We start from the raw sequence: 11788 nt of genomic DNA on the forward strand, positions 1-11788 counted from the left end.
CCCGTGCAGATTCAACCAATTGCAGAATAGAAAAAACCGCCAGCTGGCGGTTTTTTCTATCTATTCATACTGTCGGCCCACTGGCCGTTATGGCTGGGGAAAGCAGGGCAGGGAGCGGCTGAACTTGTGCTCGAATACCAGCGAGGTTTCGAGGTGCACCACCTCTTCGCGGGAGGTGAAGTGATCGAAGACAAAGTTGCGCAGGTGCTCGGTATCGGAGACACAGAGGTGCACCAGAAAATCATCCTTGCCCCCCATGTGGAACAGACTGATCACTTCGGGCAGCGCCAGAATAGCATCGCGGAAAGCATCGATGATCTGGCGGCTGTGACGGGCCAGCTGCAGGGAGACCATGGCCTGAATGTGGCCACCGAGGGCCTGATAATCCACTTCGCAGTGCGCTCCCTTGAGCACGCCATCCTGCTGCAACTTGCGCACCCGCTCCAGACAGGTGGAGGGGGCAACGCCCACCAGCGCGGCCAGATCCTTGTTGGTCATGCCCGCATCCCGAAACAGATGGGCCAGGATATCCAAATCCAGTTGATCCAGGTTTCTCATCTTAACTCCTTGAACCGCTCAATTTTTTAGACTCTGCCCGTAAACCGGGGCAAACACAACGGCCATTGACATCCCCCCTGCCCCGCCTATCCTTGGCGCCATTCACCGGCCGCAGCCCTGCGGCCACCACACGAGGATCCGCCATGCACCCGTATCACCCCTTCTGGAGCCTTGAGGTTCCCCGTGTCGACGGTCAGCTGCTGCTGACCCCCTGCCCCGGCACCCAGCAGGTGCCGCTGACCCTGGCGCTCGATCAACTGCGGTTGGCCGGTGCCCACGGAGTGGTGACCCTGATGACAAGCGCCGAGTTGATCCGACTCGAACTGGCGCAGCTCGGCCAGCAGGTAGAGCACGAAGGGATGCGCTGGTTCCATCTGCCCATCGAGGATGATCTGGCCCCCGACACCGACTTCGAGGCGGCCTGGCAACAGGCGCTGCCACAGCTGCGCGAGCTGCTGGGAGATGGCAAACATCTGGTCATCCACTGCAAAGGGGGCAGCGGTCGCACCGGTCTGGTCGCCGCCGCGCTGCTGATGACCCTCGGCCAGCCGCAGCAAGAGGCGATGACCGCAGTCAAAGCTCACAGACCCAAGGCGTTTACCTTGACCTGCCACCGCCAATGGCTCGACCAGCTGGCCGAGCGGCTGGCGCAGGGCGACTGACTACTTGCCTCCCTGATCGTAGGTAAAGACCTTGCCGATATCTTCCACCCGATAGCTGGTGAGCTGATAAACGTAGTAGTTGAGCCAGTTGGCAAACAGCAGATGACCGTGGCTGCGCCAGCTGGCGCGCGGCGTCTTGCCCGGATCGTTATTCGGATAGTAGTTGACCGGAATGGCCGGGTCGAGCCCTGCCGCCAGATCCCGCTGATACTCCCCGTCCAGCGTCAGGGCATCGTACTCCGGGTGCCCGGTGACAAACACCTGACGACAATCCTTGGTCGCCGCCAGATAGACTCCCGCCTCTTCTGACTCGGCAAAAATCTGCAAGTCGGTCTGGGCACGGATCAGATCGCCATCAAACGCCGCGTAACGGGAGTGCGGGGCGACAAACTCGTCATCGAAACCGCGCAGCAGCGGCTCGTGCTCATCGAGGCGATGGTGGCGGTAAACCCCGGAGAGCTTCTCGCCGTGAGTCTGCTTCTCCATACCATACAAGGCTTTCAGCGCCGCCTGCACCGCCCAGCAGAGGAACAGGGTGGAGGTGACATGCTGATGGGACCACTCGATGATCTCGACGATACGCGGCCAATAGACCACCTCCTCGAACTCCACCAGCCCGAGCGGCGCGCCGGTAATGATCATGCCGTCGTAGTTGTTGCCACGCACCTGCTCGAAGTCGTGATAGAAGTTCTCCAGATGGGCCTGCGGCGTGTTCTTTGACTCCCTGTCATCAATGCGCAGCAGATCCACATCCACCTGCAGCGGCGAGTTGGAGAGCATCCGCATCAGCTGGATCTCGGTCTCAATCTTCTTGGGCATCAAATTGAGGATCAGTACCCGCAGCGGGCGGATGTTCTGGGTGACGGCCCGGGATTCCGTCATCACGAAGATGTTCTCCTGCCCCAACACTTCGGCTGCGGGCAACTGATCCGGGATCTTGATCGGCATGCTTACTCCCTGTACTGCATCGGTAAATATGTCTGGACATCCAGAAGCCTATAATAAAGCTCCCACCCTGTCATCAGATACCTTTTGTATTCACTCTCGCCTTTGACTAGCATACGGCTCAGTATCTCCCCTGCATCCAAGATAATGACCGGTATCAAGATTTCCGTAGATCGACTGCAAGTCGGCAACTATGTCTCCCTGCCACTGGGGTGGCGCGAACACCCGTTCCTGTTTTCCAGCTTCAAGATCAAGAATGAAGAGGAGATCGAGCTGATCCGCCGACTCGGTCTGAAACTGGTCACCATCATTCCCGACAAGAGCGACGTTCCGCCCAAGCCCCTCAATCAGGTACAGCCTCAACCACAAGAGAGCGCAGACGCCGCCCAGCGCCAGGCTCAGATGCAGCAGGAGAAGGACCGCCGCATCGAGCAGTTGCAGCAGTATCGTCGCAACCTGCAGCAGTGCGAGAAACAGTTTCAGCAGTCGCTGGCCCAGGTGCGCAGCGTGATGAGCAAGCTCCAGTCCCGCCCCCTCAATGCCATCGGCGAGGCGCAGGAGCTGGTCAATGCAATGACAGAACAGCTGCTCTCGGTGGACGAGATGGTGCTCCATCTGGTCTCCGACAGCGAGGATGGCAACAACCTCTACTTCCACTCCCTCAATGTGAGCGTGCTCAGCATGCTGCTGGCCAAGGAGTGCTGCATGACGGCAGACGAGATCCGTCAGGTTGGCATGGGGGCCCTATTCCACGACATCGGTAAATTGAAGATCCCGAGCCAGATCCTGCGCAAGACCGAGCCGCTGACCAAGCCGGAGCAAAACCTGATGGCCCAGCACCCGCGCTACGGGCTGGATCTGCTCAATCTGGCCAAGGATTTCCCGTCGGAAGCGAAGGGGATAGTGCTGCACCACCACGAATATCTCGATGGCAGCGGGCCGGAAGGGCTCAAGGGCGGCCAGCTCGATCCGCTGACCCAGATGGTGTCGCTGATCAACGAGTACGATAACCTCTGCCACATGCAGGCCAAGGTGCCCTACTCGGCCCTGAGCGGCCTCTACAAGCAGCGCAAGGCGCAGTTCAATCCGGAGTACCTCAGCATGCTGATCCGGTTGATGGGGATCTATCCCCCCGGCAGCGTGGTGCAACTCTCCAACGGTCAGGTGGGGCTGGTGATGTCGGTCAACGCTTCCCGCCTGCTCTACCCCTCGGTGCTGGTCTACGATCCGCGCATTCCCCGTCAGGAAGCCGCCATCATCGACCTGCAGCAAGCCGAACTGTCGATCGCCAAGGTAATCCACCCCAAACGGCTGCCGCCCGCCGTGTTCGAGTACCTCAATCCGCGTACCCGGATCAGCTACTACTTCGAGCACAACAAAGCCTGATTGTGTTGGCTCGAGGCCAACCGTTGCCACCCGTTTAATCCAAGGAGCCTGCCATGCGTATCGAGATCATCAGTACCGGAGACGAAATAGTGACGGGTCTGGTGGTGGATACCAATGCGGCCTGGCTCAGCGCTCTGCTGCTGGAACAGGGGTGGCAGGTGCGCCGTCGCCTGACGGTGGGTGACAACCTCGCTGACCTGAAAACGGTGCTGCAAGAGAGTGCCAGCCGCGCCGAGGTGGTGCTGGTGTGTGGCGGGCTCGGGCCCACTGCCGACGACCTCACTGCTCAGGCGGCAGCTGAAGCCTTTGAACAGCCGCTCACCCTTTTCCCCGACTGGCTTGCTACCATCACGGCCCGCTACGCCAGCCGGGGCCGCACCATGCCCACCAGCAATGCAAAACAAGCTTGGTTGCCGCAGGGGAGCGAAATCCTCGACAACCCGGTCGGCACCGCCTGCGGCTTTGTGGTGCGAAGTGGCCAGAGCCAGCTCTTCTTCACCCCAGGTGTGCCGTTCGAATTCAAGCAGATGGTGCGCGAGCAAATTCTGCCGCGCCTCAAACAGCTGGCCGGGGCACAGATCGATACCGAGCTGCGTCGCTTTTACACCTTCGGCATCTCGGAGTCAGCGCTCAGCGATATGCTGGATGCCGCCCCCTGGCCCATGGGTATCGAGCTGGGTTACCGCTCCTCCATGCCCCTTATCGAGCTGAAGCTGATCGGCCACGGCGCCAGCACCGCTGACATGGAGAACGCCGAGCACCGACTGCTGGATACGATCCGCTCCTGGCTGGTTGGCTGCGGAGATACGGAACCGGCGCAGCAGATCCTGGCGCTGCTGCAAGGCAAGCCTCTGGCTCTGCTGGAGGGAGAGAGTGGCGGCGCCCTGCTGGCGCTTTGTCACGGCCATACCCGGCTGGAGGCCAACTTCAGCACGCAACTGGCCGATGAGCTGGCACAACTGCCGACGACCGATGCGGGCCTGCAACTGACCATTGGGCGAGAGGGCGCAGAGGGGGTGCCACTGATGCTCAGCGCCGATGGCATGCACATCGGTCAGACGGTCAAGGTCAGCCACCCCGACCCGGAGAGCCGCCGCAAGATCCTCGCCTTTGCCGCCCTCGACATGCTGCGCCGCCATATGCTGGGTGAACCGGTGCTCGGCGATTACCTCACCCTGGCCAGAACAGCCCAGCGCAGCAGATAAGAACCGCCATTCCCCTGCCAGCGACCCTATGTCGCTGGCGCTGCGATCCGTCTTTTCACTCCATTTCCAAACAGCGCCCACATTTATCTGGCCGCCATCACCGATTTGACTTCAATTCATTGACCATTCAGAGGAAATATCTGAATACTGCCCACTCTCAGGGTTGGCGACTCGCTTTATTAATCATTGAGAGATTAAATGACAGTAGAGGAGCGAGCCGATCGCTCCGTTCTCATCCAGCAAGGAGATGCGGTGTTAAGCAAAGAGTGGTTGCTGCTATCAAGCGATATGGAACTGGTCTGCCTGCGGATTGCCGCCGGTCTCACCAAACCTGTCACGGAACAGGATGTGCAGGCTCTGCTGCTCGCTTCCAACTGTCGCCGCTATCAGCCGCTGCCCGAGGGGATCAAACAGGCCATCAGCCTGCTCAATACCCTGCTCACCAACCCTGCCGCCCCCGTCCCCGCCAACCCCATCCCCATCGGCAAGCGTCAGGATGCCCGACTCGCCGTAATAGTGGAGAAGGATCGCATGAGCGCCATCGCCCAGATCACTGCCGACTGGGGGGGCAAGTATGTGACGCTGGAACAGCTGAAAGAGGCGATCGCCATCAGCGAAATCAAACAGGGGGTGAGTGAGCAACTGCTCACCGCTGCCATCCAGTCGGCCAAGGAGGCCGCCCCCGGCAGCCAGCTCAAGCTGGTAATTGCCAACGGCCAGCCAGCCGTCAATGGTCAGGACACTCGCTATGAGCGGCTGGTGGAGACCCCGGCCGAACGGATCCTCAAACCGCAGGAGTTGGGGCATGGCAAGGTCGACCTGCGGGATCTCGGCTCCATCGTCACCGTCAAGGCCGGCGCTCCGCTGATGCGCCGTCATCCGGCCACCATCGGGGTACCCGGTTTTACCGTGACCGGTCAGGACCTGCCCGCCAAGGATGGCAAAGACAGCCCGATGAGTGCTGGCGAGGGCACCTTTATCTCCCCCGACGATCCCGACCTGCTGATTGCCGGTCGGGCTGGCCTGCCCTGTCAGGAGAAAGCGGGCATGAAGGTGGACGAGGTGCTCAGCGTCAAACAGGTGGATGCCCGCCACGGCCACATTGATTTTGAAGGGGGCTTAATCGTCAGCGGCGACGTCAACCCGGGCATGAAGATCCGTGTCAGCGGCGACATCGTCATCGGCGGTTTTATCGAAGGAGGCTGGATCGAGGCGGGGGGCAGCATCACGGTTCGCCACGGCATCATTGGCCGCCGCAACGAGCAGGGAGAGTACCTTTGCCAACTCAATGCGCAGGGGGAGATCCACGCCAGCTACGCCCAATATGCCCAGCTGGAAGCGGGGGGGGATATCCAGATCCAGAGCCAGCTCAGCCACTGCTACTCCCGCAGCGGACAAGATATCAAGGTGGGTGATAGCAACATGCGTAAAGGCACTCTGCTGGGGGGCACCTGCATTGCCAATCGCCTGATCATGGCCCCCAGCCTGGGGGCCGAGGCCGCCAACCATACCCGGCTGCAGATCCTTGGCGGCTACTTCACCCACAAGGAGCAGGAACAGCAGCTCAAGCTGCGCCAGCAGGCGTGTCAGGCACAGCTGGAGAAAATCAAGGAGCTGGTCATGAAGTTGCTGCAACTGCCCAGCGACAAGCGTAATCCGGATACCCTGCGCAAGCTCAAACCGATCCGGGACCATCAGCTGGCCGAACTGGCCCAGCTCGATGAGCAGCTCACCGCCAACCAGGAGGAGCTGCGAAACTTGATGGCTCAGATGGAGGTCATTGCCACCCAGCACCTCTACTCCGGCATCGAGGTCGAAATGGCCAGCTTCAAACGCAAGGTTACCATCACCCGAGGCCCTACCCGTCTGACCATCCATGATGAAACCCTGGAGATGACCCCTTACGAGGGACACAAATAGCTCAACCGGTACGGCCCCATCGCTGAACCGGTCGTGATCCCGCCGCCGATTTTCGCTACACTCGCCACTTCCTTGGCCCCACCGGGCGGGCCACCCAGACTCAGGTAGTGAGAGATGTACAAGCTGATCGCATTGGATATGGATGGCACCCTGCTCAACCCGCAGGGCCAGATTACTCCCCGCACCCACGCCGCCATCAGCGCCGCGCGCGCCAAAGGGGTAACCGTTGTGCTGGCCTCCGGCCGCCCGCTGGAAGGGATGAGCCGCTATCTGGAAGAGCTCGGCCTCACCACTGAGCATGACTACGTCATCTGCTACAACGGCGCCCTGGTGCAACAGGTGGCCGATCAGCGCATCATCCGCAGCCAGCTGCTGACCGGCAGTGACGCCAGCGCCGTCGCCAAACTGGCTGATGAGCTGGAAGTGAACGTTCACGGTTTCTCGGTCACCCGCGGCCTGATCAGTCCCCGTGTCAGCACCTACACCGAGCACGAATCCCGCCTGATCGGCATGCCGATCAATCTGATCGACTTCGCCACCCTGCCTGCCGACGAGCAGATCATGAAGGTGATGATGATCGACGAGCCGCCCCAGCTCTCCCGCGCCATCGAGCGACTGCCTGCAGAGCTCTATGAGCGCTATACCGTGGTACAGAGCGCCCCTTTCTTCCTCGAGTTCATGAACAAGCAGAGTAACAAGGGAACCGGCGTGGCCGCACTGGCCGAGCACCTTGGCCTGACCGCTGATCAGGTGATCTGCGTCGGGGATGCCGGCAACGATCGCCACATGATCGAATACGCAGGCCTCGGGGTTGCGATGGGCAATGCCACCGACGAGATCAAGTCTCTCGCCCAGCACACCACTGCCCGCAACGATGAAGATGGCGTGGCTCAGGTGATCGAGCAGTTCGTACTGAACGCCTGATCGCAATCGAGCGCTGCTGCGTCCGATGAGGAAATAAAAACGGGGAGGCTGTCAGCCTCCCCGTTTTTTCTGGTCAGTTATCTGCGTGATGAGCGGTAATTCGCTCGCATCACTGGTTCGCCAGACACTGAGTATGGGAGCCCGGTTGCAGGTAAGGCGTCAGCAGGGGAGCCATCCCCTTGAGCACCTGCACCGGCAGCGCCGAGGTGAACCTGAACTTGTCAGACTGGCTACCCGGTACATAGGCGGTCAGGGTACCGAAGTGATCCTCACCCAGATAGAAGACGAAGGTTGCGGTGCGGTTGCGCGCCAGCGAGCTGGTCACGTTGCCATAACGACCCACGGTTTCAATCCGGTTATCCCCGGTCCCGGTCTTGCCCCCCATCTGCAGCACAGTGCCGTCCGGCAGGGTAAAGGCACCGGCGATACGTCTTGCCGTGCCCCCTTCAACGACTTTGGAGAGCGCACTGCGCAGGGCGGCCGCCACCTCTGCCGGCATCACCCGGGTGCCCTCGGTGTGCTGCGGCTCAAACTCGGTCTCGAAGGGCGTCCCCTTGGCGAACGAGAGATGCTCGATACGCAAAGTTGGCGAGCGGACACCGCCATTCTGGATAATCCCCATCAGCTCGGCCAGTGCAGCCGGACGATCGCCGGAGCTACCCAAGGCGGTCGCCAGCGAAGGCACCAGATGATCGAACGGATAACCGAGCTTGGCCCAGCGCTGATGGATATCGAGGAAGGCTTCCACCTCCAGCATGGTGCGGATCCGGCTGTCACGGGCACTGCGATGACGGGTCTTGAACAGCCAGCTGTAGACCTCCTGCCGCTCGTCACGACTGGCCGCCACCGCGTCGGCAAAGGTCGCCTTGTCGAACTCCTTGAGATAGGCCAGCAGCCACAGCTCCAGCGGGTGCACCCGGGCGATGTAGCCCTGATCCGGCAGTGAATACTTGCCCGGACCATAGCTCACATAGAGCTGATTGACCCGTTTCGCACTCAGCTTCTCCCGCGGCAACCGCTCCGCCAGGAAGGCAGCAAATGCGGCTTCGCTGGCTTCCGGCATCAGGTAGCGGTGAACCGCCGCCAGACGTACCGCACTCGGCTTGAGACCGTCGAGGAAGGTATCGAGCTGCTCCTCGGGAGCCTTGCCGCGATATTTGCGCCAGAAGCGCAGCAGATAGGTCTGCCCCTCTTTGTCGGCAAATTTGGCCAGATACTCCTGACGACGGGGATCCTTGTCATCCTTGAGCAGCTGGGCACGGTTGCCCTCCTTGTAGAGGCTGTAGCGCACGATATCGCGCATCAGTCGCACAAAGGGCAAGTTAATCGACTCACGCAAAGAGTCACGCAACGTCGGAATGCGATTGTTATCCTCGCGGCGGAAGTTGTTGAAGGTGTGCATGCCGCCACCGGTAAAGAACCCTTCGTTGGGGCTGGCGGAGTATTTGCGATCCAGCGCTGCTTCCAGCATCACAGGCAGGCTCTTGTCCTGAGCCGTCATCAAATAAGAGATGGCCCAACGGCTGAGGTTGTCCTGAGAGACGGCAGCCAGCTTGCGCAGATTCTCGACCGGCATCCCGGCATAGTTGTCGTGCAGCTCGGCCACGATCTCCAGATAGGTAGTCAGTACCCGCAACTTGGCGGTTGAGCCCAACTCCAGCTTGGAGCCTTCATTGATATCAAACGGCTGATCGGTGTTATCGGTCTGTACCCGCACCTTGAACCCTTCCGGCGACTTCTCGAACAGGGTGAAGCTGTAGCGCACATCGCCGGTCTTCTCCGGCGAGAGCAGACGCTCACCAAACAGTCCCACCTGAGCGGCAAACGTCGGGTCGGCCAGCTGTTGCAGATAACGGGAGATTTCGTTCTGCAGCGGCATATTGAGGCTGGTATCGGCGGTCAGATCCATCCGGTCGAGGTCATAGAGCTGCACCCCGAGCTGACGGCTCAGGCGAGTACGGGCAACCTGCAACCCCTTGTTGTTGTTCACCCGGGTGATAGCCGGGGACTGCAGGAAATCACGAAACGTAATCTTGGCCTTGAGCGCCGCCTCCATCAGAGGTGGCGTAATCATTCCCTCCTGCACAAACAGGCGCAGGTAGCTGTCGGTCAGGGTAGCCAATGCCTCTCGCCCCTGAGCCAGATAGTAAGAGGGACGGCGGTGCGCAATCATCAGCGAGACCACCTGACGCAGGGCAAGCCCCTGTTCGGCCAGCGGTGTGTTCTGGTTGCGGGCGGGGTCCAGCAGACGGTTCACGTCATCAACATTGGCACCAAACCAGACCCAGAGACCATCTCCCAGACCATGCACTTCACCATATCCCGGCGCAGCCGAGAGCGGTACCGAGTTGAGGTAGGCCCAGGCGACCAGTTTGCGCGCTTCAAGGGTTTCCGGCCCGAGACGATAGGCCCGTACGCTGGCGGAGGCCATCTGACGGATCTTCTCGGTCGGCGACAGGGTCAGGCCATCCGGCGAGTGGCGATACTTCTCCACCTGGGTCGCCAGGGTACTGCCACCGGCAGATTGATCCTGCATATCGAGCGCCTTGCCCACCTGGGAGAGCGCGGCCTTGGCAAAACGGGGCCAATCGACCGCCGGGTTGGCCAACGGCTCTTCGTTGCTCAGCAGATCGCGGTTCTCGATAAACAGCAGCGACTGGATGACGAGCGGTGGAATGGAGTCAAAATCCGGATAGTGATGGGTCGGATACTTGAATTGATAGAAGGGCTCAGCGCGGCAATCGTGCAGCGTCAGTCCGGCCTGCACCTTCTCGGTATAGGGCACGAAGAAGCCACGACTGGCATAGTCATAGAGTGCGTCGGAGAAATGCACCTGTTTGCTGACTTCATAGCCCCGCTGAAGCAAACGCTCCTGCATCATCGGCAGTTGCACATAGCCGAGCCGCTTGTCGAACGGGCCATCCTCAGGGAAAGCGATCTGCTTGCTCTGACCAGGTTCGACCTGATAGGTGAGCTTGGCGGCATAGCGGGAAATCTCCTGAGATTGCAGCTTCGAGGTTTTCATCTCATAGCCAACCAGAGCGATCACCGCCCCCAGGCACAATAAAAAGAGAAAACAGAACAGCCAACGCCACCAGGGACGACGCTTACGCTTTGGGTTCCCGTCCGAGGTCTGGACAGATGAATCTTGAGATGCCACTTGTGTCAAATCCGTCTGTTCTGATGCGCCCATATCAGCCCCACCATGGTTGCGCAATTTATTGTGTTTCACTCAAGCTTAGTCTTTTCAAGTCAATGGCTTGAAACTATTGACCGCTTTGTGGTGATGGTAACAGGGCAATTCTAAAAAGGGGAGCCGATTGTTGCAGGAGTGGCAGAGATCCGAGCTGATAACAAAACACCGGCCAGTGGCCGGTGTCTCTTAAGCGAAAGCTGAATGCTTATTTGTGAGAGCTCATGCCCTTCAATTTGGTGCTCAGCTCTTTACGCTCTTTGGAAAGCTCGGCGTTCTTGATGATGTGGTCATCCACGCGCTCTTCATAGTCCGCGCGCATGTTGGCGATGATCGCCTGTACATCATCAATGCTCATGCCCGGCTTGATGTAGTCGCTCAGGTTGTCGAGCAGCAGCACGCGCTTCTGGTTGTCACGGATCTTCTTCTCGTTATCCGCAATTTCACGCTTGAGTTTGTTCTGGCGACGGGACATACGCACATATTCCAGTACATCGCTGAAGGTGGACTTGTTTACTTGTTCCATATCGATACCACTGACTTAAGGTTGATAAAAACTGGCCAAGTTACACCTGGAACCCGGCAAACTCGGCACGGGACAGGCAAACTCAAGATGCCCTTACTCTACCGAGTTATAAGCGAGATACAACCCTAATCGCGCACCATGAACAGAGTTTGGCCAAAAGTAAACCAGTTAAAATGGCCAGTAATCCATCAGATAAAGGCTTGATATGGATACAAAATGGAGGAGATGACAGGGCTTTAGTTCTCTTCCTGCAGATAAATGCTAACACTGTCTGTTTAATACGCTAAAAACACCAAAGCCCGGTCGTGAGACTGGGTTTTGGTGTTCGCCGAGTGTACAAATCTGGGGGGCTCTGGGCAAAAATCGCCCATAGCAAAAAGGCCTTCCCAATCGGGAAGGCCTTCAAATTAGTGGCGGAGCGGACGGGACTCGAACCCGCGACCCCCGGCGTGACAGGCCGGTATTCTAA

9 protein-coding genes are annotated in these 11788 nt (G+C 59.5%); 5 read left to right on the forward strand and 4 right to left on the reverse strand.

Translation table 11 applies throughout. From position 1 onward, the window contains the following. Positions 1-87: 87 nt before the first annotated feature. Positions 88-558 (reverse strand): Lrp/AsnC family transcriptional regulator, encoded by a 471-nt coding sequence (locus G5168_RS08995; RefSeq protein ID WP_005336001.1) that lies wholly within the window; start codon positions 556-558, stop codon positions 88-90. Between the two features lie 143 nt (positions 559-701). Between G5168_RS08995 and G5168_RS09000 the strand changes: the two genes are divergently transcribed. Then, positions 702-1220 carry a cyclin-dependent kinase inhibitor 3 family protein gene (locus G5168_RS09000; RefSeq protein ID WP_421252098.1) on the forward strand — a complete coding sequence of 173 codons (519 nt, stop codon included), beginning with the start codon at positions 702-704 and terminating at the stop codon, positions 1218-1220. Here the strand turns inward: G5168_RS09000 and metA are convergent, their stop codons facing one another. Continuing rightward, positions 1221-2168 carry a homoserine O-acetyltransferase MetA gene (gene metA, locus G5168_RS09005; protein ID WP_019446225.1) on the reverse strand — a complete coding sequence of 316 codons (948 nt, stop codon included), beginning with the start codon at positions 2166-2168 and terminating at the stop codon, positions 1221-1223. It abuts the gene before it with no gap. Positions 2169-2312: 144 nt separating this feature from the next. On the opposite strand from metA, the gene G5168_RS09010 reads away from it, so the two are divergent. The 4 genes from G5168_RS09010 to yidA all read left to right on the forward strand — a co-directional run bounded on the left by G5168_RS09010 (position 2313) and on the right by yidA (position 7600). Then, on the forward strand, positions 2313-3551 hold the full coding sequence (locus tag G5168_RS09010) for an HD-GYP domain-containing protein (RefSeq protein WP_421252099.1): 1239 nt from the start codon (positions 2313-2315) through the stop codon (positions 3549-3551). 53 nt (positions 3552-3604) lie between these two features. Beyond that, positions 3605-4756, forward strand: a complete 1152-nt coding sequence (locus G5168_RS09015; RefSeq protein WP_421252100.1) for a CinA family nicotinamide mononucleotide deamidase-related protein — start codon at positions 3605-3607, stop codon at positions 4754-4756. A gap of 252 nt (positions 4757-5008) precedes the next feature. Then, positions 5009-6676 carry a FapA family protein gene (locus G5168_RS09020; RefSeq protein ID WP_421252101.1) on the forward strand — a complete coding sequence of 556 codons (1668 nt, stop codon included), beginning with the start codon at positions 5009-5011 and terminating at the stop codon, positions 6674-6676. Between the two features lie 114 nt (positions 6677-6790). Next, positions 6791-7600 (forward strand): sugar-phosphatase, encoded by an 810-nt coding sequence (yidA, locus tag G5168_RS09025; protein WP_421252102.1) that lies wholly within the window; start codon positions 6791-6793, stop codon positions 7598-7600. Positions 7601-7709: 109 nt separating this feature from the next. Here yidA and G5168_RS09030 read toward each other — a convergent pair whose 3' ends face one another. Then, entirely contained in the window at positions 7710-10793 is a 3084-nt protein-coding gene (locus G5168_RS09030) for a transglycosylase domain-containing protein (RefSeq protein ID WP_421252103.1), read from the reverse strand. 208 nt (positions 10794-11001) lie between these two features. After that, positions 11002-11319, reverse strand: a complete 318-nt coding sequence (gene tmaR, locus G5168_RS09035) for a PTS system regulator TmaR (RefSeq protein ID WP_005336024.1) — start codon at positions 11317-11319, stop codon at positions 11002-11004. Between the last annotated feature and the right edge of the window lie 469 nt (positions 11320-11788).

Source organism: Aeromonas sp. 600724 (assembly GCF_049175135.1).
In the GTDB taxonomy this organism is placed as follows: Bacteria; Pseudomonadota; Gammaproteobacteria; order Enterobacterales; family Aeromonadaceae; genus Aeromonas; species Aeromonas veronii_A.